This is a genomic window from Heyndrickxia faecalis (assembly GCF_040267745.1).
GTDB classification, from domain to species: Bacteria; Bacillota; Bacilli; order Bacillales; family Bacillaceae_C; genus Weizmannia; species Weizmannia faecalis.
The window spans coordinates 2,480,388-2,505,637 of the sequence record NZ_CP158453.1; the positions used below are offsets into that span (position 1 = coordinate 2,480,388).

The window sequence follows — 25,250 nt, forward strand, 5'->3', positions numbered from 1 at the left end:
TAAAAAACCTTGCACTTGGAGGCTGTTACGATGTACAAAAAGACCGAACATCAATTAACTTTTGTAGATGATTTTTTTCTACCATTCGGTGGGAAATGAAATAAAGAAAATCGCTGGGTCCGTCTTGCTGAAATGATTCCTTGGTGGATGGCCGAAGAAAAGTATGCCAAGTCCTTCAAGAAGAAATTCAAAGGCGAAAAGGCTTATTCTGTCAGAATCGCTCTTGGGGCTCTTTATATCAAAGAACGGCTTGGGCTGTCTGACCGGGAAACAGTCGAACAGATCACAGAAAACCCGTATCTTCAGTATTTTATCGGCTTGCCTGAATTCCAGGAAAAAGCCCCATTCGACCATTCTCTGATGACTCGTTTTAGAAAACGTTTGGGCGCAAATATCATCAACGAACTGAATGAATGGATCGTTCTGGAAGAACAAAAACGCCAATTGGAAGAAGCATCTAAGGAAAACGACAACAATGATGATCAGGATCACGACGATGACGATCATGATGATGAAGATCGTAATGATCATGATCATGATCGTGGCGATCTTCAGCCTTCCGGTTCCGATTCAGAAAAGCATTCAACTGAATCGGCTTCTCCCAAAACGAAGAACAGAGGAAAGCTCATTTTGGACGCAACCTGTGCACCGGCTGATATTGCTTACCCTACAGACCTCGGGTTGTTGAACGAAGCCCGTGAGAAATTGGAACATATCATTGATGTCCTGCATGAACCACACAAAGGGAAATTACGTAAGCCACGGACCTACAGAAAAAGAGCCCGCAAGGACTATCTTTCTGTCGCTAAGCAACGTAAAGCTGGCGCCCGGAAAATCCGGAAAGCTGTAGGCAAACAGCTCGGATATGTGAAACGAGATCTGGAGATCATTAAAAATCTTGTTTCCCAAAGCTCTCTGTCTCTTTTAAGCAAAGATGAATACAGGCAACTTCTCGTGATTCATGAACTTTACCGCCAACAGGCAGAAATGTACAAAAAGAAAACACACCGGGTTGACCACCGGATTGTAAGCATTTCCCAGCCACATGTCCGTCCAATTGTGCGCGGCAAGGCAAAAGCGAACGTGGAGTTCGGTTCAAAAGTCGCCATCAGTGTCGTAGATGGTTATGCCTTGATTGAGCACCTCGACTGGGAAAATTACAATGAAGGGACCACTCTCAAGGAATCTGTTGAAAACTACTACAACCGGTTCGGATTTTATCCGGAAGCGATCTTGGCAGATAAAATTTACCGAAACCGTAATAATCTGGCATACTGCAAATCTCTTGGCATTCGTCTGAGTGGGCCAAGGTTAGGACGCCCATCCAGAACGGAAGACAAAACCTTGGAACGCGTCGCAAGGCAGGATGCCTCTGAACGTAATGCCGTTGAAGGCAAATTTGGCGAAGGCAAGCGCAAGTATGGGCTGGGCCTTATTCGAGCACGCCTTCAGGAGACCAGCGAAACAGTAGTAGCCCTTCAATTCTTCATACTGAATCTGGAGCGTAAGCTCAGGGTTCTTTTTTTTAAATTTTTACACAACACTATTTTATATTTTGATAATCGGAATTTGGCTTGTATCTGACCAAATTTGATTCGTTCAGCAAGCCCTATATAAATATAAAAATTTTGGTGAAGGTGGTTTGGCGATGTTAAAGGAAGCTTTTTTAAATACTTTGTATGATGCTTACAAAAATGGAAAAGCGCTGAACAAGGATGTTTTTCCGTCAGGCATCGATTTAGATGAGGCTTACCGGATGCAGCATGCTTTTACTGCAGCAAAAAAAGAAAACCATGAAACGTTAAAAGGATATAAGATCAGCATGACAAGCCCTGAAACACAGGCATTATTCGATGCGCGCGAACCATTGTACGGCGAGTTGACAGATCAACAAGTGGCAAACCATATATCCCTGAGCAAAGATACGCTTCATCCATTGATCGAATTGGAATTGGTTTTTCTTGTAAAGGAGCGGCTTACGGCAGATGCGTCTGAAGCAGAAATCATCCAAAAGACACAAGTTGCGCCGGGATTGGAAATTCCTGATTCCCGATTCAAGGACTGGTTCCCTAAAATGCCAAAAGAACAAGTTTGCGCAGACGGGGCTGTCGGCGGAAAAGTGGCTTTTGGGGAAGCCAAAGATTATACATATCGCGATATTGATGATATCCATGGCCAATTGCTCCTTAACGGTAAAGTGCTCGATGAAGGCAAATCTTCAGCTGTCATGGGGCATCCGCTTCATGCCGTAAAATGGCTGCTGAAAAAACTGGGCGAACACCAGGCAGCGCTTGAACCGGGCATGTTTGTCTCATCCGGCACATTTGTCCTGCCGAAGCCGCTGGAAGCCGGAACATACAGCGGAAAATTTGAAGGAATTGGCACGGTGAAGTTGGCGGTCACAGAATAGGAATGAAGCACCCGCACAGATAATGAACGGCAAAAAACATCTCCGGCAATGCCAACAGGAGATGTTTTTTTGCGGACATACAGGCACGTGTTTAAAATTAACCGCGTTTGCAGATTTCCCCCGGCACTTAAAATGGATGGCTTTCAAAATCGGCCGGGGTTCCCAGTCCATGCCGCACCAGACAGGCAAAATGGGTTTTCAAAAAGAGAAAGGGATCATATAACCGGCCAGTTGATCCATGGTTTTACAAAGATTATATTCCTTCCGGACGGTACAATGGTTGCAGTTTTTCAAGATCTTCAATGAACAGATGAATATCTTCAGCGGATAAATGAACCGGCATTTGATCATATAAGGTCAAGATTTGGCCTTCATGGTCATCCCGGTGCTTCTTCAAATAATCATATAAGGATCTGAACTGGTTTGCATTAATGGTCGATACTGTAACAAATTGTTTGACATGCTGCAGTGAAAATTCATTCCGGTTCTTATCAAATTCTCCTTTAATCACATTCCCTTCGATGTGCATCACGAACACTCCCAAGCCGATTGATTGATAAAATTGTTTTGCCCTATTGCTTGGTTTTCATTCACCTAAATACCGCCATTCTTTCAACGCGGTATTTAGGTGTTCTAAGCAGGTCAACAATTACGAGGCGGTAATGGCTTTGTCCGCTTCCGTTGCAGCCCATGCCGTCATTTTTACTGGATTGGAAAATAATTGCAGCAGTTGTTCTTCTCTTTTGCTGCCGGCATGTTTTTTTGCGGGCGCGGCAAGTCGGCATCTTGCAAAGAATACCACGCTGCCGGGCCGGGGCACGAATACACGGCCAAATCAGAAACCGTTGCCGTCCATTGGCCATCAAAATTTGAAACCGTTGCCGTTTTTGTTTTGAGGTTTATTGGTTTTTTTGCGGGATATACAAATACTGTATGCAATATGAAGGAGGAGGATGCATCGATGAATATTTATGAACAGCAAAAAAACGGACAACCTGCCCAAACCCAGCCGGAACAACCGGGCATTGAATCGCTGATGAATCCGCGGCCTGTCCAACCGCTGAATTATAAAGGCAGTGAAAAATTAAAAGGACGGGTGGCGCTCATTACTGGTGGAGACAGCGGTATCGGACGTGCTGTTGCGATCGCTTATGCAAAAGAAGGCGCGAACGTAGCCATAAACTATTTAAATGAACAAAACGATGCTGAAGAAACGAAGAGCCTTGTTGAAGCAGAAGGCGTCCAATGTCTGCTGCTACCGGGGGATGTCTCCCAAGAAGCAACATGTAAACAGCTCGTTGAAAAAACGGTAGCAGAGTTTGGAAAACTCGATATTTTGGTCAATAATGCAGGCGTGCAGTTCCCTACTGAAAAGATTGAAGATATTACCCATGAACAATGGGACAAAACCTTCCGTACCAACATTTATTCCGTCTTTTATATGTGCAAATATGCCGTCCCGCACTTAAAACAAGGCAGTGCCATCATTTCAACGGCATCTATTAATCCCTATGTAGGCAATCCGAAACTCCTAGACTATACTGCTACAAAAGGGGCCATTGTCGGATTTACGCGCAGCCTTGCACAAAATCTCGCCTCAAAAGGGATACGCGTCAATATGGTAGCACCAGGACCGATTTGGACACCGCTTATTCCTTCCACTTTTGACGAAAAGACAGTGGAAAGCTTTGGGCTTAAAACCCCGCTCGGACGCCCGGGACAGCCGGCCGACCATGCAGGGGCATATGTGCTTTTAGCTTCTGATGAAGGGGCTTATATTACCGGTCAGTGCATCCATGTTAACGGCGGCATGGCAATGTCATCTGATGGAAAAAAACTGCAGAAAATCTTTTCTGCAGTTTTTTTAACTCTTCCACCCAAATGAACAAATGGATGCGATGATATGGACTTTAAAGACCCTCACGTTTTAAAACAGCAAATCATTCAAATTCTTGAATTTTATTATCCTGCCTGCATAGATACGGAAAACGGCGGGTATATAAACGGTTTTCTCGATAATGGCTCCATCAATGACCGGGAAACAAAGCATCTGGTCGGTACAAGCCGGTTTATTTACAATTTCAGCATTGGCTCCCTGATTGGCGGGCCGGAGTGGTGTGCACAGGCCGCTGCCCACGGTATTGAATTTCTGAAAAATCGCCATCGTGATAAAAAATACGGCGGCTACTTTTTTGAATTAAAAGGGCAGAGTGTAAAAGATCCCGCAAAAATGACATACGGCCATGCATTCGCCCTGTTGGCAGCCGCCATTGCTGATCAAGCCGGCATCCGGGGTGCGAAGGAACTGATCGAGGATCTGTACCATGTTACAGAGCAGCATTTCTGGGATCCGGACGACGGGCTCTACCGGGATGAATGGGATGCATCCTGGTCAACACTTTCTTCCTACCGCGGGCAAAACGCAAATATGCATATGTGTGAAGCCATGCTTACGGCATACGAAGCAACCGGCGAAAAGAAATACTTAAACCGGGCATATAAACTAGCAGAAAGCGTCTGCCGCACATTAAAAGAGAGATCCGGCGGAATGATCTGGGAAAACTACACACCTGACTGGCAGCCGGATTGGACCTATCATCTTCACCAAACAAAAGATGAGTTCCGCCCATACGGCTTTATTCCCGGCCATCAGCTGGAATGAAGCAAACTGCTCAGCTCTGAGGAGTAAAAATTTTTCGTGATAATTTAAGTATCCCCCCCAAAAATACGGCCAAATATGTAATAATTTAAATAATTAGAGCTTGCTGGACGAATATTTTGGCATGGCTTAGTGACAAGTCGAATACAAGCTAAAATTTGATTCGTTCAGCAAGCCCTAATTAAACTTGGCTGTTTTGAGGGGGTTTTTATTTTGGTTACTAGAAAAGAAAAAAGAAATCGTGAAAAAGAAGCAAATTATTTTTTCGAGTTCCTTAAAATTCAGAAGCATTTTTTCAAAGACCTGATGAATAACCTAAAAAAGGTAGCAGACCACCGACATCAAAGCTATATCACTTATGGTCCAGAGGTCCTTTTATTTACGATGATGTTGAAAAATATGACCGGCCTAAAATCCATGAGAAACATGAGTGAGAGTTTTAATAAAGAAGAATGTATTAAAAATGTAGGGAAGGTGTTAGGCTTAGATTCTCTTGAAGAACTTCCACATTATGATACAATTAACGACTTTTTATCTGGCTTAGATGTAAATGAATTAGAAAAAATTAGAACGTATATGATTAAAGAATTATTGAAAAAAAGGTCTCTCGAGTCTTATCGAATTGAAGGAAAGTACTGGGGTGTCATCATTGATGGAACTGGATTACACACCTTTCATGAGAAACATTGTAAACACTGCCTGAGACGGGCATATACAAATAAAGAAACAGGAGAAACGAACGTACTTTATATGCACCATGTACTTGAAGCCAAGCTTGTCGTGGGGGATATGGTCTTCAGTATTGCCTCCGAATTTATCGAAAATGAATCAGAAAATGTTTCTAAGCAAGATTGTGAATTAAAAGCCTTCGACAGGCTGGCAAAGAAAATAAAAAAAATATTTAAAAGACTACCGATTTGTATCTTGGGAGATAGTCTCTATGCATGTGAAACGGTATTTAATCTGTGCAGGGCGCACAAATGGAAATATATATGCAGATTTAAGGAAGGGAGAATTAAAAGTATCTCGACGGAGTTTAAGGCAATAAAAGAGCTGGAACAAAGTAAGGATCAGAATTCATTAGTTTGGGTGAATGATATTGCCTACAAAGACAGAACGGTCAATCTGATGGAGGCCACAATGAAAACAGAGGATGGGAAATCGAAAGAGTATGTATTTATAACGGATATTAAAATCACGAAAAAGAACGTGGAACGACTCATCGCTGCAGGAAGAAGCCGCTGGAAGATTGAAAATCAAGGATTTAACGAACAAAAAAATAATCGTTACAATATAGAACATGCCAATAGCCAAAACTACACAGCCATGAAAAATCATTATTTATTAGTTCAAATAACAGATATTATTAGACAGCTGTTTGAAAAAGGTTCGTCAATCTTAAAAGCACTCAAAAAAACGGCAAAAGAAAAATCCTCAAATCTGTTGGAATCGTTTCGGACACGCATTTTAACAGACGAGGATTTCACCCATTTAAGTAAGCCAATACAAGTAAGGTTTACTTAATGGTTATATTATAGCAAAGGATGTGATGTAAAAAAAGGTTTTTTTGAAGTTATCCACAATTTTAAAAAAGAAATTTGCAAATTCGGCTCTTTTTGACTTTGAAAGCAGAAAAAATAGATGGAAAAATTTTCTAAATGTGGATAAGTCATTTTATCATAAAACATCTAAAAATTGATGAATTTACTCTTCAGAGCTGCAAACTGCTGATGTGGCTTGACCGCCATCTCTCTGAACCGTGGATAGTTGAGACAGCTGAAGAACTTTACGGAAAAGCCTGGGAGAAAGGCGCTGATGAAACATTCGGCGGCATCTTTTTTGCACTCTCTCCACAAGGCGAAGTCATTGATACGGATAAAAACTACTGGGTGATATCGGAAGCGATCGCAGCCTCTGCGCTTCTTGCCGCAAAAACCGGAAAAAGTATCTACTCCGAGCGGTACAATCAGCTGTTTTCTTATGCTTCCAACTACTTGATCGACCACCAATACGGCGGCTGGTATAAACTGCTCAACCGGAAAAATGAACGTGTTTCCGGCCCGAAAAGCTCCCCGCCGAAAACCGACTACCATCCCGTCGCTGCCTGCTACCAGGCACTGCAGGCATTTTCAAAACCATAAGCAGCGGAAACTTTCACTTTATCAACAGAAAAAGCGCCAAATCTTTTGGCGCTTTTTCTGTTTAAAGGCTGAGCTGGGATCCGGAAAGGCCGGCAAGCCTGCCATCCCCGGCACAAATTTTGCACAGCCGTTTAATTGTACAGACGCTTATTTTCCTCTTGTTTTTCCATCAGCCACCATAATGAATGTCTTGGATTTTCTATAGCTTCCTTATACTCCGTCTTCGTCGCCACTGTTGGGTACGAACCCTTTAGAGACTTTCCGGAAGTACTGGTGAACAAGAACAAGATGACGAAAAAGCCAATAAGGCTGAAGAATGTCAGATAAAAAGCAGGCGCCAGGGCATTCCCGGTTTGGTGAACCAGCCATGTTGAGATGAGCGGGGTAGTGCCGCCAAATAATGAAACAGAAACATTAAAAGTCACAGCCAGTGTTCTGTACCGAATATCCGTGTAAAACATGGTTGGCAAAGTACCAGGCATCGTGCCTTCATAAGTTGAAAGCAAAATACCTAAAATGAGAATACCTAAAAATACGAATGCAATTGTATTCAAATGGATGAAGTAAAATGCAAGGACAGATAATAAGGTTAATCCGCCTAAACCCATGATTAAAACCGTCTTGTTTCCAATTTGGTCGCTGAGCTTCCCAAACAATAAAGCGAGCGGCACCATAATCACCATAATCAGCGTAATTAATACCGTCCCTGCCGTACTGGATAAACCAATCACCTCATCCAAATACGATGGCATGTAGGATAATAACATATAGTTTGTAACATTAAAGAATGCGACAGATACGAAACATACTAGAATGTCTTTTTTATGGTTTTTTAAAATCGAAAGGAAGCTTTCCTCCTGGACACCCTCCACAGAAAGTTCATTTTCGAAAATGGGGGTTTCCTCTAAATGGGCTCTTAAATAAAACCCTACCAGCCCTAAAGGCAAGCCAAGCAAAAATGGAATTCGCCAACCCCATGTGGCCATCTGCTGGTCAGTTAGCGTGATGAAGAGCGTACTGGCAAGGAGTGAAGCTAATATATAGCCGGCAAGCGTACCAATTTCCAGTCCGCTTCCAAGCACATTACGCTTATTGTCCGGGGAAGATTCTGCAATATAGACCATGGCGCCGGCATATTCGCCGCCAGTTGAAAATCCTTGAATAATTCTGGCTACTAATAAGAGCACCGGGGCCCATATTCCAATTTGGTCATACGTAGGTAATAAACCGATTAGGAGTGTGGAAAAAGCCATTAAAATAATCGTGATGGTTAAAACGACTTTTCTCCCATATTTATCTCCGATTCTGCCGAATATAACACCGCCTAAAGGGCGCATTAAAAAGGCAATCGCAAATGTGGCAAATGTAAACATTAATTTCAGCTCGTCATTCTCCACGGCACTAAAAAAGTTCCGGCTGATAATGACAGCTAAATAAGAATACAAGCCAAAATCAAACCATTCCATCGCGTTTCCTACTCCTGTAGCAAACACGCTTTTTTTCGTTTGTCGAATATTAACGATGTTAATTTTTTTCTTATTAAATACCATTTTTCAAATCTACTCCTTATTTGATAGTTTTCGGCACCTGTCTTCCCTTCTATAAAGATTCATTTTTAATACCTACATTGATAAAAGATTTTTTCATCAGCCGTCATTTGTTTTGGCTTTCTTTTTCAAAAACCCGCAGGCGAATGGAAATGGGAATCATTGAAATTAAAAACCACTCGTTGATACTTCAGCATTTCTGCTAATATTTCCAGAAAAACCACCGAATAGATGGCAGGCATATGTAGTGCAAGAATTGATCAACTACTCGAAGATAGCGGGCAAGAGTGCAAGTTAGCAAAGTGAAAAAGGGCTTAAAATGGGCGGAGGCGGACAGGAAACGGAGGCTTAAGGCGCCTCTAAAGATTTTTACGGGCAGCTGGTTCCCCACCTATCTTCTTTATACCTCAAATAGTGAAAGCGGGTTATATGCCGTTAAAGACGGAACGCATTACAGATGAACAATCGGACAACGCTCAACAGCTTTTTTGAACGGTTCATTGGTTAGTTTACCATAATCGAAGTGTTAACGCAAAAAATCAGCTTCCACCCCATTATTTCAACGGATCAGGCCAACAGCAATGCTGTAAAATGGTCATTCAATCTGTGCTTAAATATCTCTATGTTTGTCCTGCAATGATAAAAAAGCTGCTTATCCTCTTCATGATTTTATCTCCCACCTGCTCTTCCCCATCTCCATAAAGGATACAAGCGATGTAAGCGCCATCTCCACCATATCGCTAACCGCCTGATCGGTGTAAAACGCAGTGTGCGGCGTGACGATCACATTGGGAAAAGATCTCAGAACGGCCAGCTGGCGGTGGGCCAAAATATCCGTGCGGCGGTCATAATGAAAAATTCCTTCCTCATCCTCCAGCACATCAATCCCGGCAGCGCCGGCTTTCCCCGCCTCAATCCCGGCGATGAGCGCATCCGTATCCACTTCAGCACCATGGGAACAATTGATGATGCATACGCCGTCCTTTATTTTTGCAATACGTTCTTGGTTAATCATATGGTATGTACTTTCAAACAAGGGTGTGTGGATGGTAATCACATCGCTTTCCTCCAGCAGTTCATCCAAAGATACATATTTCAGGATGCCGCGCAATTCATCCCTTTCAACAGTATCGTGTGCAATGAGGTTGCAGCCAAAACCGGACAAATTTTTTGCAACAATGCTGCCGATTCTGCCGACGCCAATAATCCCGATCGTTAAGTTGCGCATTTCCCTGCCCTGAATCCCTTCCACAGAAAAATCCTGTGCCTCGACACGGCTTAAGATCTGTTTTGCTTTCCGCACACACATCAAAATCAGCATCGTTGCAAAATCGGCCACGCAATAAGGCGAATACGCCACATTCGAAAAACGGATGCCATATGCTTTTGCGGCTTCCTGATCGATATGATTATATCCTGCAGTCCTCAGGCCGATATACTTCACGCCGACATCCCTTAAAGCCTTGAAAGTCCCGGAGCCGACCGGATAATTCCCAAGGATCGTCACGCTTCAGCGCCTTTTGCTTCCATTGCCGTTTCAGGGGTTAACACATCATCAATATACTTGATGTCCAAATCAAATTTTCTCGCGAATTTTTGAAATAAGGGGAACTCATCCGCCCTCGTCTCATAGGCAACAACTTTCCTCATATATAAAATAAACCCAAATTACGAAAGTGCAGCGATTTGATAGCTAAAATCCACACACGTGGAAGTAAATGTAAAATATGGAATCCAAATCTATAATTTCAGGTGGTTGAAGGTATACTTTCCCCCTCCCCACCTTTGCGGGCTTTTTAATTTCCAGTATTCAGTTCCTGTCTCTCAATCAATCATGCGCACACTTTGAATCATTTTCCGGAATGCCCATTTGTGGGCATATGTCTCACAAATGTTCAATGAGACCCTCCGGCTGTGAGACGTCAGCACGCCGGCCGAATAAATAAACTCTCTTCGAAACCGCCTGATGGTATAGGACTTGAACGCAGCCGGGCAATGGTCCTTTTTAAAGATCTCGAATAAATTGTACGCCAGTAATTTAATCAGAAGATCCATATGATTTGCCCCGAAAGAATCTGTTGGAATCTTGTCCATCGAAAAACCATATTTAGACTCTTTGATATAGTTTTCCAGACAGGCTCTCTGATTGTAAAATCTCCAAATATCCATAGGTTCCCAGTCCATCGTTGTCACAATGGCTTCATAATCCCAGAGAAAATAAAGCAGTTTACTTTTCTTCCTTTTTTTGCTATCATTCTAAATATTTACAAGAAAAGGGGAGGATACAATTGGCTAAAAAGACAATACCGCCATTCCGCGCCGATCATGTCGGGAGTCTGCTCAGGCCGGAAAAGTTGAAACAGGCCCGCCGCCGGCAAGAATCAGGCGAAATCACAAAAGAAGCGCTGCGTGAAATAGAAAATGAGGAAATCAAAAGGATTGTGGCAAAGCAGAAAGAAATCGGCCTGCAGTCGGTAACGGACGGGGAATTCCGCCGGGCTTACTGGCATTTTGATTTTCTCGAAAATCTTACTGGTGTGCAAGGATACGAATCCGGGGGCGGCATCCAATTTAAAGAAAAGCAGACTAAATCGCATTCCATCCGGATAATCGGAGATCTGGATTTTTCCGGCCATCCGATGATTGATGATTATAAATTTTTACATAGCATTGCCGGGGACCACATGCCTAAAATGACCATTCCAAGTCCTAGCATGCTGCATTTCCGCGGCAAGATTGCATACGGGCGTTACCAGGCGGATGAAGATTTGTTTTTCCACGATCTTGGAAAAGCTTATAAAAAAGCGATTGCCGCTTTTTACGATGCCGGCTGCCGCTATTTGCAGCTCGATGATACAGCATGGGCATACCTTTGCTCCGATGAACAGAAGGAACAGCTGAAATCCCGCGGGCTGAATCCGGACCATCTGGAAAAACTTTATGCACGCACTATCAATGAAGCAGTCAGCGGACGACCCGAAGATTTGACAGTTACGATGCACATTTGCCGGGGTAATTTCCGCTCGACATGGATTGCTTCTGGCGGCTATGAACCGGTCGCCGAAACGCTATTTAACGGCCTCAATATCGACGGCTTTTTCCTGGAATATGACAGTGACCGTGCCGGCGGATTCGAACCCTTGCGCCATGTGCAAAGGAAAGACCTGCAAATTGTGCTCGGCCTTGTCACTTCCAAATTCGGTGAGCTTGAAAATGCGGACGATGTGAAGCGCCGAATTGGCGAAGCTTCCAAGTATGTCCCGCTTGAACAGCTTTGTCTCAGCCCGCAATGCGGTTTCGCCTCCACAGAAGAAGGCAATCTGCTCACTGAGGAAGAACAATGGGCAAAACTATCGCATGTAGTGAAGATTGCCGGGGAAGTTTGGGGATAGGCAGCAGGCCCAGGCTATTTTCCGGCAAAAAAAGGACGATGCGCCGATCGATTTCCCGCATCGTCCTTTTTGAATCACTGCTTTTTCAGACCCTCACTGTTTGTTTTTCGGGCAAACGCGCGGCTTGCCCTTCACTTAAGCGCCAGGTATCCCGTGCAATCATCAATTCTTCGTTTGCCGGAATGACAAGTAAAGACACTTTTGAATCAGGGGTATGAATATACGGCCCGTTTTCTTCGTTTGACCGGAAATCCAATTTTGCCCCAAGATAGGCTAAATTGGACACCACTGCTTGCCGGACGGAGGCAGAATGTTCCCCGATCCCTGCCGTGAACACAATGGCATCCACCCCGCCCATCAATGCAACATAACCGCCGACACATTCTGTCACACGATTCACAAACATTTTGATTGCCAATTCCGCCTGCTCATTATGAGCTTTTGCTGCCAGCTCCACGTCGCGGAAATCATTTGAAATCCCGGAAATGCCGAGCAAGCCGGACTCTCTATTGAACATATCCATCATTTCATCAATGGTGTGCCCTGATTTTTTCATGATAAATGGAAGGATGGAAGGATCAATTGTACCGGAACGCGTTCCCATCATCAATCCGGCCAGCGGGGTAAAGCCCATTGAAGTATTGACAGACTTTCCGCCTTGAATTGCGCAAATGCTGGAACCGTTCCCTAAATGGCAAGAAATGATTTTCAAATCTTTCAATGGTTTTTCAAGAAGCAGGGCCGCTTCACTGGCAACATACTGATGATTGGTTCCATGGAAGCCGTATTTCCGGATATGATATTGGTTGTATAATTTCAAAGGCACCGGATACAAATACGTTTCAGGTGCAAGCGTTTGATGGAAAGCGGTATCGAACACGGCTACGGCACAAGCTTTCGGAAGCCTTTTCATAAAGGCCCTGATTCCGAGCAACCCAGCCGGATTATGCAAAGGCGCCAGTTCGCACAGATTTTCAATTTTTTGAATCACTGTACGGTCCAGTACGGCAGAATCCGAAAAGTCAGAACCGCCATGTGTGATCCGGTGGCCGACAGCTGAAATTTCATTTAAATCATCGACAATACGATTTTTTAAAAGAATTTCAATCAAATAATCCGCAGCGTCACGGTGGTCGTGGATCGGCGGTTTTTCTTTTTGGCGGAAACCGTTGATTTTATATGAAACCTCAGGCGCGTCGAATCCGATTCGTTCAAACACCCCTTCAATTAAAATACTTTCATCCGGCATATTGAAAACTTTAAATTTTACCTGAATCCGTGACGAAAATATAACAAACGCCGTTAATAGGTAGATTTCCCAAGAGTAAGGATATAGTGGTGTCCGACTATTCGATAAATGCACTTTTAGTGATTCAGTATGTAAAAATTTCCCTGTTTCATTCGTTTTTGTGCACGCCAAATAAATCTGCAAATTTCCATTTTTTCAAGTTTTCGTTTTTTTATTTCTTTTTTCCTAGTAGTCTATTGATCGGGATGTTTAGTAAAAGGCTTGATACAAACGAGTAAAGACCGGTAACCATTTGTTGGTCTCCGCGACTTTTAATTTCCATTGCCGGCCACGGAAAACCAGCTTTGAGGCCAGTGTGATCATATTCTGGATGACGGTTCGGATTCTTCTTCTTGTTGTTTTCTTTTTCAATGGCGTATCTTGTTTTTTCAAGCTTTCTTGTCCAATCAAGCGAAGCAGGTTATACGCAAATACACCGAAATGGAGCACAAGGCCATTCGTTTCATATTTGCCTGACGGCAGCCGTTCGAGATCCAGTTCTGATTTAATTTCACTATGGAACTGTTCGCAAGTGCCATGGTTATGATAAAGAGAGATCACCACATGAGGCGGCACTTCAAGGTCCGTCCAGTAGGTTTCAAATTCATACTCGGGAATTAAAAAAATTTGTCCGTCTCTTGAGATGGTTCTTTCGGTCACTTTAAAAACTTTTCGGATGTTTCGCTCCTGGTCCTTAATTTGAATGGTTTCGGGGATGGATCCAAGGTAAACCTTCTTTCCTTCCCGTTCTTCACAACAGATCCCATATTTTCGGGCAATGTTCAGCCAGTCCTCAGCTTTTTCCTTACGGGGATTGCGTTTGATAATAAAGCTTGCATGGTTTTCTAGGAGAATAATGAGATTATCCCGGCTGTCATTTCCGGAATCAAGCCTGAAAAGCAATGGCTGATCTGTTAGTTTCCGGGCAGATTGAATGGTTTCCTGGATGAAATTTGGTGTACCTTTTTGGCAGTGGACACTTCCCTTTCGCATCTCAACATGCAGGCAGTAACCTTCCTGTCCCATGTAAGCGAACATAGGGGCATAACCGTCACAGCCTTTATAGGTTCTTTCTACCCCTTCCTTTTTTGTCTTGGAGTTATCGAAAGGGGAGACATCCAGATCAACCGGGATATACGGCTTGTCTTTGGCGTAAACCGGGCTGATTTCCGCATTTGTATGGCGAATCAGATCCAGCGATTCTTCGTGCAAGATCGTTTTCCATTTTTCCACCAAGGCGGCCTGGTCCAATCGTTGCCTGAGAGTCGGGCTGGAAGGAACCCTCTGGATATCCAAAGCCAGTGCAAAAAAAGCATCATCACGGAAGGTTTCAATATTGTCATAATCACTTTTTCCCTGGCAAAGCAAGCCGATATAAGATTTAGCCACATCGCCATTGGAACAAGCCGGATACCGGGAGATATCAGGGAGTTTATAGGCATTCAACCTGGAAACTAAATTCGTTTGATTTAGTAAATTTCCTACTATCGCTAAGCCAGCTTGGGCAACAATTCGTTCTTTTGTGGGTTCTATCACAAACTTTTTCATGAGATCACCTGAATGTGGAATGAATTTAATTTGTCTGATATACCAATTATACTAAATTTTATGCGATTTGTTTGCCTTTAAGCGGAAATTTCGTCACGGATTCAGGTTTTAATGAAGAACTGCCTGCATTAATGGCCATTATTTTTTTCATATTATATCCCTCCGAAATAACAAACTTATCATTCATGTGATTTATTTCACAAATATTTATATGCGTTTCCTTATAATACAAGTATAAAGAAACCCTTTGTCACAAATTTGCCTATTCCGGCATTCAATTCTGTTGAAAATACGGAAAATGATATTTTTTTGTTGCGCTTTCATTTATAATGAGGCTAGAAACCAATGTTTGCGCTTTCCCGCCTTTTTGCATGGCAAATGATTCATTTGTATTTTTTTGTTCAGCTTTGAACAAAATTTTGCAACCGCTTAAATGATTGCTTTTTTGAAAACGGGGGTTTTGTGAAATGACAAACAAACAACAGATCGAAAAAGTAATGGAAATGTTTTCTTCTGCGACCGGCCTCACAGCGGTTTATGTGGATATTGACGGAAAAGAAATTTCGGATGATGATCAATTCCCGCCTGTCTGCCAAATCATGCGGCAAGTTCCGCATCTCCGGAAACACTGCCAAACATGCGCGAAATGCGGCGGCTTTGAAACAATGAAAAACGGGCAGCCGTGTATTTACAGGTGCCATGCGGGCCTCGCGGATTTTGCGGTTCCGGTAAAAAGTCGGGAAAACACGCTTTATGGTTTTATCATTAGCGGGCAGGTACGCCTGGAAGATGATGAAAATCAAGTGAAAGAGTTTTTGCAGCAAAAACCGCTTGATCTGTCTTCCCACCGTGATTTTGCGGCCGCCTATAGCAAACTTCCGGTTTTTTCTTTAGAAAAATTAGCTGCTTCTGCTGAAGTGCTGGCTACTTTGGCAGAATACTATTTGTCATCCATTTTAAATGAAGAAGAAGCAAAACCAGAGAAAGAACCAGCCGCTCAAGCGAAAAAACATGCACGGTCCAAGAAAGAAATAAAGCAAGCCCTTAAATATATTCAGAAACACATTCACCAGCCTGTCACTTTGGAAGAAGTCGCCGGCCATGTGTATTTAAGCCCATACTATTTCAGCAAACTTTTCAAAAAGGAAACCGGCGAAACTTTTGTTTCTTTTGTTAACCGTCAAAAAATGAATCTGGCAAAAGACATGCTTGCCAACGATGACTTGCCGGTTTCTTATATTGCGCACAGCCTGGGCTTTCGGGAGATTAGTTATTTCAGCAAAGTATTCAAAAGGTATTACAAAGCCACCCCGACCAGCTACAGGGCGATGTCCCGTAAGAAAGGATGATCGTGCGCCTCATGAAGGAGAACCCCCTTTTTTCGAGATAGGATTTCTATTCTTTTTTTTAAAAAACTGATTGACAAGGCACCCCATTCCTTATATACTAAGTATTGTCCGACAGAGATGAATACGATTCCGTAGCTCAGCTGGGAGAGCGCCACCTTGACAGGGTGGAGGTCGCTGGTTCGAGACCAGTCGGAATCATCCTTGAAACCCTTGAGCCGCAACGGTTCAGGGGTTTTCTTATTTTTTCCAAATTGAATAAAAAGGCAAGCTGTTGACGAATTTGTTGCCCAAATATTATTCATACCTGGGGCTTGCTGAACGGATCCGATTCTGAGTTTGTACCCAATTTGTCAGCAACCTTGCAAATCTAGGAATTTTGCTTATTCAGCAAGCCTTATGTTAATGAAGCGTGGAAAAACGAAGGCCTTCCTTTACATAGGGGGCGTCTACGTTAAGAAAGCATGCTAAAACTTGACCATTCCTTTACATAGAGCCCGTATACGTTAAGAAATCACGGAAAAATGAGGACCTTCCTTCACATAGAGCTTGTCTACGTTAAGAAAGCGCGGGAAAATGACGGCCTTCCTTCACATAGAGGGCGTCTACGTTAGGAAGCGCGGAAAATTGAAGGCCTTCCTTCACATAGAGCCTGTCTACGTTAAGGAAGTGCGGAAAATTGAGGGTATTCCTTCACATAGAGCCTGTCTACGTTAAGGAAGCGCGGGAAAATGACGGCCTTCCTTCACATAGAGGGCGTCTACGTTAGGAAGCGCGGAAAATTGAAGGCCTTCCTTCACATAGAGCCTGTCTACGTTAAGGAAGTGCTGAAAATTGAGGGTATTCCTTCACATAGAGCCTGTCTACGTTAAGGAAGCGCGGAAAATTGAGGGTATTCCTTCACATAGGGCACGTCTACGTTAAGAAAGCGTGGAAAATTGAAGGCCTTCCTTTACATAGAGAGCGTCTACGTTAAGGAAACGCGGAAAATTGAGGGTATTCCTTCACATAGAACCCGTCTACGTTAAGGAAGCATGGGAAAATGATGGTCTTCCTTCACATAGGGGGCGGCTACGTTAAGAAAACGCAGAAAAATAAGGACCTTCCTTCACATAGAGCCCGTCAATGTGAAGAAAACGCAGAAAATTGAAGGCCTTCCTTCACATAGAGCCTGTCTACGTTAAGGAAGTGCGGAAAATTGATGGTCTTCCTTAACATAGAACCCGTCTATGAGTCAAGTCCAGGTTATTGTGTAAATTTATGGGCAAATGTTTTCAACCACCCTTTCATTTTTTCGGCTTAACTTCCATGGATTTTTTTCTTCATCTCCGGGAAGGGATGTCAAATGCCTTTTAATTTGACATCCCTTCCCGGAGATGAAATCATCCATGATGGAAGTTAAGCTGAAAATGCTGCTAACTATTCTTTCCCATAAGTGACTTCCTCTTCGAGTATTCTGTATCTTGATACTGCATTAAAACGGCACCAACCAAACGAAAAGCAGATTGGGTATTAGGAAAAATGCGAATGACCCTTTCCCTTCTACGAACCTCTTGGTTAAGCCGCTCGAGGGAATTAGTACTCCGTATGTGCATACGGATATTCTCAGGAAAGTTCATGTATTGGATAGTATCTTCAAAACCTTCATCTAAAATGGCCAGGGCTTTTTCAAATCTTGCTTCTGTACCAAATTTGTTTATTAATTCATCTTTAAACTTGCGTATGTCCTCAATCGTAACGGCCTCAAACACGCGCTTAATCATCACCCGGATTTCTGCAGTATCTTTTTTGGGCAGTTTTTCAATGATATTGCGTTTAAAATGAACATTGCACCTTTGCCAAGCAGTGCCAATGAATTCCCGTTGTATTGCTTTCTGAAGGCCCGTGTGAGCATCGGAAATAACGAGTTTTGGTGATTGGAGTCCACGTGATTTAAGTTGTTTAAAAAATGAACTCCAACTCTCCAAACTTTCTGCATGGTCAACGCTTAAACCCAGTATTTCACGTGTATTCTTCTCTGTAATGGCAGTCGCAATATAAACAGCCTTTGATATGACCTTATGGTGCTCCCGTACTTTTATATACATGGCGTCCACAAACACATAAGGGTAGTAGGTTGTATTCAACGGTCTCTCGGCCCAAGCATTCACAATGGGATCCAGTTTTTGCGTAAGGGAAGAGACAAACGACTTGGATACATTCTTACCGCAAAGCTGTTCTACGACATTTGTGACCTTACGGGTAGAGACGCCATTGATGACCATCTCCAACATTGAAAGGACGAAAGCTTGGTCACATCTGGCATACTTTTCAAATAAGGTAGTTGAGAATTCGCCATTACGTGTCCGGGGAACTTTTAATGTAACATTGCCGATGCTCATCAACAGCTCGCGTTCATAGTAACCGTTCCGGTAATCCCGGCGTTCAACAGCGCGTTCATAAGGGCTCGTTTTTAAATAGTCATCCCTTTCCTTTTCCATAAACTCGTTTAACACGAGGACAACCGCTGATTTAATTACCGCGTCAAGATCTGAAGTCATGATGGCTTCTTTTAAAACATCCAAATTTAGGTTAAACTGTAAGTGAGTCATTTTATCTCCTCTTTTCATTGTTTATTGTTGTTGAAAACAGTGTTGCCAAGAGTTGATAAAATGACTCCTTCTTTTTACACAATTATACGGACTTAATCCGTCTATGTTAAGGAAGCATGCAGAAGCGTGGCCATTCCTTCACATAGAGGGCGCCTACGTTAAGGAAACGCGGAAAATTGACGGCCTTCCTTTACGATTTTAAAACCTGCTTCCTGCTGCGCTCTAAAAAAAGTAACATTCGCCCTTTCGTCGACCGTATTTTTCAATATTCTTTTATGGAAGTTGTAAATCCGAAAAACGCGATCAGCATAATGATACAGCCTGCTAATCCTATTGCCGATGAAGACTTCATGACATCCCCCACTATTCCCCATACTAAAAATCCAACAGGTGATAAAAATGTGGATATGCTTGCAATTCCGAGTACCCTGCTTCTATATTCTTCCAATGAAAGTTCATACAAAATCAATGTTGATATATAACTTGTAATAGTAAACGAACTCCCTACTAAAAAGAAGATAATATAAAGCAAAAGCGTTTTAACAAAAAATACGGTTGTATAAAGCAGCCCTGCTACACACAAACTCGTTAAATAAATATATCCTCGGAACTTTTTTATTTTATAAACGCTCAATAATAAATTGATTAAAAAAGATCCTGCTGAATAAAAAGTAAGGACTACGCCGTATACATTTGCGCTTAAATTCAAGTCATTTTGGATCATGTTAACGAGGTTAACGTTATAACTAACTACTGCAATATTTGCGAAAGAAATCAAAACAACCGACCAAAAAATAATCTTATTTCCCCAAAAATATTTCAATCCGCTTTTCAAATGATCAAATGGGCTGGCCTTTTTTTGTATCGTTTGATTTTTGTTCTCATATTTTATAGGTAAAGTAAACAGCGCCGCAATTAAAAAAGTAATGCTATTCAGGATGATAAATTGGTTGAATTGCAATTTTATGATGGCTATGCCAGCAAACGTTGGCGCTAAGATGGAAGCAATTTTAAAAACCATTTGGTTAATCGAGACCAGCCGGGATAAATTGTCTGTATTCGCGACCTCGGGCAGGATGGCGTTATAAATAGGATTGAATACCGCATCAATTAGAGACAAAACAAAAGTATAAATATATACTTCTACAATATTGAAAGAATGATAAAATAAAGAAACTCCCCAAACAAATGTGATAATAAATCTAAGCAGGTCTATTGATAAAATGAATTTCTTTTTGGATATTCTGTCACCAAACACTCCGGAAATAATTGAAAATACAATTCTCGGTAATAACCCAACTAACAAAACAGTTCCCATAACAAATGGTGACTTTGTTTCATTTATAACGTACCATGAAAGTGCCATGGAGTATACGATCGATCCTATACTGGAAATCCCCTGACCCGTCCATAAGAAAAAAACCGAATGATTTTTGGAAAAAAGTGATCTCACCTTTACCAATTGCCCCCATTTTTAATCCAATTGATAAACCCTTGATATGCAATATCCATCATTTTATGTAAAAAAAACTGCACATAACACTAAAAATCCAGCTTCTCCCCCACATCTGTGGGCATTTTTTGTCTGGGGAAGCGGTTTTTGGAAATGGCGGTGATTTTGGCACCCACTGCCATTAAAATAGCTTTTTTGTGCCTGGTTTTTTTCTGTTTTTTATCGAGGAATCCCTGTATGAGCGTTCGGCCAAAGATTTTTTGTTTAGCAGACCGAAATTTATAATATTGTTATAATGTCATAAAATTCCCATGAATGCAAGTGTTAAATATATTTGAAATTGATTGGCCGGGGCACACTCCTTTCTCCGACCTTAACAGCTGTAGCTTAATATCCTCGTTTTGCAAGAATCAGTCCGCTGATAACATCAGCTCTTCTACCCAAGCCAAAAGTTTTACATCTTGTCTGTATCCGGCAACTACCGACAGGCCGATGGGTTCTCCTGTTGCGGTGAGAAAAGGGATTGTAAGTTGCGGCAGGCCGGCCAATCCAGCTATACAGCTGAGCTGCATTGTATGTTCCCGCGTTTTTTCTATCTCTTCCATGGATCTCCCGGTTGCGGGCGCCGGGCCGGGGGTTGTCGGCAGTACAAGAAGTCCTGAAGAACCCAGTAATCCCCTTAGTTTATCTCGAATATTCAGTCGAAGTTGATTTGCTTTTTCCCAATGGCTGTCTTCCGTGATCGTAGACGCCCATTTGAATCTTTCGGCAATATCCGGGCCGAATTGTGGGCGGGCATGTTCAATCCAAGCACCATGTGTTTTCCAAACTTCTCTTCCTTGCAGCAGGCGGAAAGCATGGCTCCACGACTTTAACGTCTGATCCGCAATGGCCGTTCTGACAACATGTTGTACACGATTTTTTAGCAAGTGGTGCCATTTACTTTCAAGTAGCTTTCGCGTCTCTTCCCCTGCCAGCTCCCACGCATCCTCCGCAAAAAATATAGACTCAAATTGCGGACGGATGTCCTGATCGGGCTTGAAGAGCACCTGCCCGACCTTATACAAAATACCGGGATCCTTGGACATCCAGCCGATTGTATCAAACGAGGGCGCCAGCGGAATAACACCTTTCATTTTGATCACTCCATGAGAGGGGCGGAAACCAAAGATCCCGCAATAGGCGGAAGGAATCCGAACAGACCCGCCTGTGTCTGTCCCAATCGCAAAATCTGTACACCCGGCTGCTACAGCGACTGCGGAACCGCTGGATGATCCTCCAGGAATACGATCTTTTAGAACAGGATTGACGGGTGTCCCGTAGTGAAAATTTTCTCCATTCAGGCTGTACATTAATTCGTCTGTATGTGTCATTCCAGTTAGCCGTGCGCCTTCATTTAAGAGCCATTCAATGACAGGGGCATTTTCCCCGGCTGCAGGGTGGAAGTCATACCAATCGGGATTTCCGGCAGCATTTCTGTGGCCTTTTACAGCAAAAACGTCTTTAACAGCAAAAGTATAGCCGTCCAATAAGCCATTTCTTTTTGGCCATAATGTCACTGCCGGGTCAATAAAAGCATTCCATTTATCTTCCATATTTTAGCACTTCTCCTTGTTTTATTGTGGCACCGGCTATCGAAGTCAAGGCAGAAACCATATACTACCAGCCAATGGCAGCCCCGTCACAGCGTGGGTCTGTTCCGCCGATTCTAAAGCCGTGTTCGTTAATTTGGATCATATGGGCATGCCCCATTACGCCATCATATGCAGAAACTTTTCGGACCACATGCCCGGCTTTTGAAAGCGCATTGCATACCTCACTGCCCACTCTTTCTTCCATTTTTAATTCTTCCGTTGGTTCTCCCCAAGTCCTCCCCCAAACCCATCGTGGTGCAGATACGGCCTGCTGAGGGTTCATGCCATAGTGAACAACTCTTGTGATCAGGGCCGTTTGGGTCTGCGGCTGGCCTTCTCCTCCCTGTGTGCCATATAAAATGCTTGGTTTCCCATCCAAAAACGCCATCGCAGGCATTAATGTATGGAAAGTGCGCTTATGTGGTTCCAAAGTATTCACATGGCCTGCATCCAAAGAGAAAAACGACCCTCTGTTTTGCATTAAAATACCGGTTGAACCCGCTACAAATGCTGAACCGAATTCGAAATAGAGGCTTTGAATAAAAGAAACCGCATTCCCTTCATCATCCACTACTGCTGCGTAGGCTGTGTCCCTCCCTAACGGTTCCGCGTTATATTCCATCGCACGATCCCAATGGATTTCTTCTGCAAGCTTTGCTGCATATGTTTTGCTGAGTAATTTTTCCAGCGGAACAGGGGAAAATTCCGGGTCCGTCAAAACTTCATTCCGATCTTGAAATACTTTTTTCAAGGTTTCGATCAAAATATGGTAATATTCATAAGATCCATGTTCGATCATAGTGAAATCAAAATTTTCCAATATATTGAGCGCCATTAACGCTGAAAATCCTTGAGAATTTGGCGGAGCTTGATAAATTTTGTAATCATGATATGGAGTAAAAATCGGATCGGTCCAATTTCCATAATGGCTAGCAAAATCGTCAACCAGCAAGTAACCGCCTTCCGCTTTCATTGCCGCAACAATCTCTTTTGCAATCGGCCCTTTATAAAAAGCATCTCTCCCTTTTTCTACTATTTTCATAAGCGTGCGGCCCAACTCTTTTTGAACAAATTTCTGCCCGATATGCGGCACTTTTCCATTGGGAAGATAGATGTCGGAAGTGCGTTTTGTTTTCATTAAAATGTCATGGGCCATCACTGTATTTTTGTACTGGTCAGGGGACAGCGGAAAACCGTTCAATGCATATTCAATTGCCGGTTCCAGCACTTCCTTGAGTGTAAACTTGCCGTATTCTTTTAAAATGGCGTCCCAACTGTCTACCATTCCAGGAACAGTAATGGCACTTCTGGCGCCTCTTAAAGGAATCTTGTCCTCATTAGCATACTTTTCCCGTGTGACACAATAGCCTGATCGGCCGCTTCCATTATATGCCCGGATCACACGATCAGAATGGTGCCATGTGAGCCAAAAGGAATCCCCGCCCAACCCTGTCATATGCGGATAAACAACAGCCAGACATGCACTAACGGCGACGGCTGCATCAAAGGCATTTCCTCCTTTTTCCAGGATTCTTGCACCTGCAGCCGAGGCAAGGTAGTGGGGGCTGACAATCATTGTTTTTGTACCGATTTTCGAGTCGTTTAATTTCATGGATTTTCCCTCCCTGGAACAAATTTGGCTTCATATCGTTGTGCCCGTCTTTGCTTTTTAACCGCTGCTTTAAAAGGTTGTCCATCAGAAAATAAGAAAAGAAAGCCGCCAAATAGCAATAATATCCCTGACAGATAGAAACCAATTTCCATGTTTCCAGTGACTTCAGCTAAATAGCCTGTTATATATGGTGCGAAAATAGAAGATAACATGCCTGCAAAATTAAAAATTCCAAAAACCCTTGCATACATAGCAGATGAAGTATGATCTGCGATAAAAGAAATTAAAACCGGATCAAGCGCCAGCTTTCCAATTAATCCGTAAACAACCAATCCGGCAATCATGAAAGAAAAACTGTCGGAATACGGAACAACAAATTGGCAAATCGTCCCTAAGACTGCCAGTGTGAAAACCATTATTTTCTTGTTTTTGATTTTGTCCGACAGATATCCGAAAAACAGCGCACCCGGAATCGAGGACCACGGAACCAAAGAAGCGATCACGCCTGTCCGCGATCCTGGAACCCCCCGTTCTGTTTGCAAATAATAAGGAAGCCAGGTCATCATGCTGAAAAATCCGTATAATGAACAGAAAATGAGTACATAGGTGATGAGATGATTTTTGCTAAACAGTTCCCTTACATTTTCGGGTTCCGTGACACCTGTTCCCGTTGGTTTGATCCTGGAACGGTGATGAGGATCTTTAATCAACAGCCCCATTAGGACGGCGACGAGCACCGTCAAAATACCAAATACATAAAAAGAAAACTGCCAATCTTTTTTTAGAGTAAACGTAAAGTAGCTGGAAGCCATAAATCCGAGCGATATCCCAACAGCCATCCCGCTGTTTATCAATGCCGAAGAGATTCCCCGGTATTTTTGAGAAATGGCAACGGATGAAATCGCGTACTGGGGCCCATAGTAGGTGCCTTCGCCCAAGCCGGTGACAAATCTAATCATTAGAAAAGCAAGCAGCCCCGGCGCAACGCCGCTCATTATGGTCCCAACACCAAACAGAATATAGCCTGAAACCAATACTTTTACCCTGCCGATACGGTCTGCTAAAAATCCTGCAGGGAGCTGCATGGCAGCATAAGCCAGAAAAAATATGGTTGACATTAAACCCAGTTCACTTTTAGATAAACCCCAATCATCCTGAATAACTCCCATCACCGGCGACAATATATTCCGATCCGCATACATAAAAGCCCAGCCTAAAGCAAATAACACAACGTAAACAACAGGATGCCTCTTTTTCAAATGAACTGCCTCCCCTTTTTCTTTAGTATTGTAATGTTTTCTTACATAGATTTCGCTATGTTTCTTTTTATTTCTTATGATGTTATTAAACATAACATGAAAAATTTTGTCAATATTTCACTTTTTCTGCTCACGCGATGTTTCCGTCTTTTTTCCTTCAAAAAGAAGGGAACGCACCCCATTCTATTTCGTTTAGAAAGAAAAGCCTTATTTGTAATCGCAACCAATGGAAATTTGTAAAAATTTCAAAACTACTTTTTTACGTTCTGTCACTTATTTTGCAAAATTGATTGTATTTCGTTCGCTTTTTCAGTATATTAATATATATAGATACTTACAGATTAGAATTTGCTTACATTTTGAAATAAAG

General features: G+C 42.7%; 18 protein-coding genes, 1 tRNA gene and 2 pseudogenes. 9 read left to right on the forward strand and 12 right to left on the reverse strand.

Translation table 11 applies throughout. The features are described 5' to 3' along the window. The first annotated feature begins 30 nt into the window (after nucleotides 1–30). Together ABR335_RS12110 and ABR335_RS12115 are read left to right on the forward strand one after the other, a co-directional pair. Nucleotides 31–1,584, forward strand: a pseudogene (locus tag ABR335_RS12110) (IS5 family transposase). Nucleotides 1,585–1,648: 64 nt separating this feature from the next. After that, nucleotides 1,649–2,410 carry a 2-keto-4-pentenoate hydratase gene (locus tag ABR335_RS12115; RefSeq protein ID WP_046721188.1) on the forward strand — a complete coding sequence of 254 codons (762 nt, stop codon included), beginning with the start codon at nucleotides 1,649–1,651 and terminating at the stop codon, nucleotides 2,408–2,410. 253 nt (nucleotides 2,411–2,663) lie between these two features. Here ABR335_RS12115 and ABR335_RS12120 read toward each other — a convergent pair whose 3' ends face one another. Continuing rightward, entirely contained in the window at nucleotides 2,664–2,939 is a 276-nt protein-coding gene (locus tag ABR335_RS12120) for a hypothetical protein (protein WP_350346184.1), read from the reverse strand. A 432-nt stretch (nucleotides 2,940–3,371) separates the two neighbouring features. On the opposite strand from ABR335_RS12120, the gene ABR335_RS12125 reads away from it, so the two are divergent. The 4 genes from ABR335_RS12125 to ABR335_RS12140 all read left to right on the forward strand — a co-directional run bounded on the left by ABR335_RS12125 (nucleotide 3,372) and on the right by ABR335_RS12140 (nucleotide 7,210). Next, nucleotides 3,372–4,295 carry an SDR family oxidoreductase gene (locus ABR335_RS12125; protein ID WP_014095656.1) on the forward strand — a complete coding sequence of 308 codons (924 nt, stop codon included), beginning with the start codon at nucleotides 3,372–3,374 and terminating at the stop codon, nucleotides 4,293–4,295. Between the two features lie 18 nt (nucleotides 4,296–4,313). Continuing rightward, complete coding sequence (locus tag ABR335_RS12130; RefSeq protein ID WP_017552132.1) at nucleotides 4,314–5,072, forward strand: AGE family epimerase/isomerase; 759 nt, start codon at nucleotides 4,314–4,316, stop codon at nucleotides 5,070–5,072. A 210-nt stretch (nucleotides 5,073–5,282) separates the two neighbouring features. Further along, the gene (locus tag ABR335_RS12135) at nucleotides 5,283–6,593 is read left to right on the forward strand and encodes a transposase family protein (RefSeq protein WP_013858128.1); all 1,311 of its coding nucleotides are present in this window, start codon (nucleotides 5,283–5,285) and stop codon (nucleotides 6,591–6,593) included. Between the two features lie 134 nt (nucleotides 6,594–6,727). After that, a complete protein-coding gene (locus ABR335_RS12140; protein WP_350346185.1) occupies nucleotides 6,728–7,210 on the forward strand; it encodes an AGE family epimerase/isomerase in 483 nt (160 codons plus the stop codon). Nucleotides 7,211–7,341: 131 nt separating this feature from the next. On the opposite strand, the gene ABR335_RS12145 is transcribed toward ABR335_RS12140, so the two are convergent. The 4 genes and pseudogenes from ABR335_RS12145 to ABR335_RS12160 form a co-directional block, all read right to left on the reverse strand. After that, a complete protein-coding gene (locus ABR335_RS12145) occupies nucleotides 7,342–8,760 on the reverse strand; it encodes an MFS transporter (RefSeq protein ID WP_014095657.1) in 1,419 nt (472 codons plus the stop codon). Between the two features lie 658 nt (nucleotides 8,761–9,418). Then, entirely contained in the window at nucleotides 9,419–10,264 is an 846-nt protein-coding gene (locus tag ABR335_RS12150) for an NAD(P)-dependent oxidoreductase (protein ID WP_350346186.1), read from the reverse strand. Next, on the reverse strand, nucleotides 10,261–10,407 hold the full coding sequence (locus tag ABR335_RS12155; protein ID WP_017552129.1) for a hypothetical protein: 147 nt from the start codon (nucleotides 10,405–10,407) through the stop codon (nucleotides 10,261–10,263). Before ABR335_RS12155 ends, ABR335_RS12150 begins: the two co-directional genes overlap by 4 nt. A 174-nt stretch (nucleotides 10,408–10,581) precedes the next feature. Next, a pseudogene (locus ABR335_RS12160) lies at nucleotides 10,582–10,983 on the reverse strand (transposase); the annotation flags it as partial. Nucleotides 10,984–11,045: 62 nt separating this feature from the next. On the opposite strand from ABR335_RS12160, the gene ABR335_RS12165 reads away from it, so the two are divergent. Beyond that, entirely contained in the window at nucleotides 11,046–12,149 is a 1,104-nt protein-coding gene (locus ABR335_RS12165; RefSeq protein WP_350346187.1) for a 5-methyltetrahydropteroyltriglutamate--homocysteine S-methyltransferase, read from the forward strand. A gap of 85 nt (nucleotides 12,150–12,234) precedes the next feature. Here ABR335_RS12165 and ABR335_RS12170 read toward each other — a convergent pair whose 3' ends face one another. Next, nucleotides 12,235–13,440: an acetate/propionate family kinase gene (locus ABR335_RS12170; RefSeq protein WP_350346728.1), complete on the reverse strand. Its 1,206-nt coding sequence runs from the start codon at nucleotides 13,438–13,440 to the stop codon at nucleotides 12,235–12,237. A 207-nt stretch (nucleotides 13,441–13,647) separates the two neighbouring features. Beyond that, nucleotides 13,648–14,985: an IS1380 family transposase gene (locus ABR335_RS12175; RefSeq protein ID WP_350346156.1), complete on the reverse strand. Its 1,338-nt coding sequence runs from the start codon at nucleotides 14,983–14,985 to the stop codon at nucleotides 13,648–13,650. A gap of 467 nt (nucleotides 14,986–15,452) precedes the next feature. On the opposite strand from ABR335_RS12175, the gene ABR335_RS12180 reads away from it, so the two are divergent. Further along, nucleotides 15,453–16,334, forward strand: a complete 882-nt coding sequence (locus ABR335_RS12180) for a PocR ligand-binding domain-containing protein (RefSeq protein WP_017552124.1) — start codon at nucleotides 15,453–15,455, stop codon at nucleotides 16,332–16,334. A gap of 125 nt (nucleotides 16,335–16,459) precedes the next feature. Beyond that, a tRNA-Val gene (locus tag ABR335_RS12185) sits at nucleotides 16,460–16,532 on the forward strand. Nucleotides 16,533–17,746: 1,214 nt separating this feature from the next. Here ABR335_RS12185 and ABR335_RS12190 read toward each other — a convergent pair. From ABR335_RS12190 to ABR335_RS12210, 5 genes are all read right to left on the reverse strand, one after another. Next, nucleotides 17,747–18,922 (reverse strand): IS256 family transposase, encoded by a 1,176-nt coding sequence (locus tag ABR335_RS12190; protein WP_048339800.1) that lies wholly within the window; start codon nucleotides 18,920–18,922, stop codon nucleotides 17,747–17,749. Between the two features lie 262 nt (nucleotides 18,923–19,184). Next, nucleotides 19,185–20,375 (reverse strand): MFS transporter, encoded by a 1,191-nt coding sequence (locus ABR335_RS12195; RefSeq protein WP_350346188.1) that lies wholly within the window; start codon nucleotides 20,373–20,375, stop codon nucleotides 19,185–19,187. Between the two features lie 410 nt (nucleotides 20,376–20,785). Continuing rightward, nucleotides 20,786–21,970 (reverse strand): amidase, encoded by a 1,185-nt coding sequence (locus tag ABR335_RS12200; RefSeq protein ID WP_013858845.1) that lies wholly within the window; start codon nucleotides 21,968–21,970, stop codon nucleotides 20,786–20,788. A 64-nt stretch (nucleotides 21,971–22,034) separates the two neighbouring features. After that, nucleotides 22,035–23,621, reverse strand: a complete 1,587-nt coding sequence (gene ggt / locus ABR335_RS12205) for a gamma-glutamyltransferase (RefSeq protein ID WP_013858844.1) — start codon at nucleotides 23,619–23,621, stop codon at nucleotides 22,035–22,037. Beyond that, a complete protein-coding gene (locus tag ABR335_RS12210; protein ID WP_013858843.1) occupies nucleotides 23,618–24,973 on the reverse strand; it encodes an MFS transporter in 1,356 nt (451 codons plus the stop codon). Before ABR335_RS12210 ends, ggt begins: the two co-directional genes overlap by 4 nt. Between the last annotated feature and the right edge of the window lie 277 nt (nucleotides 24,974–25,250).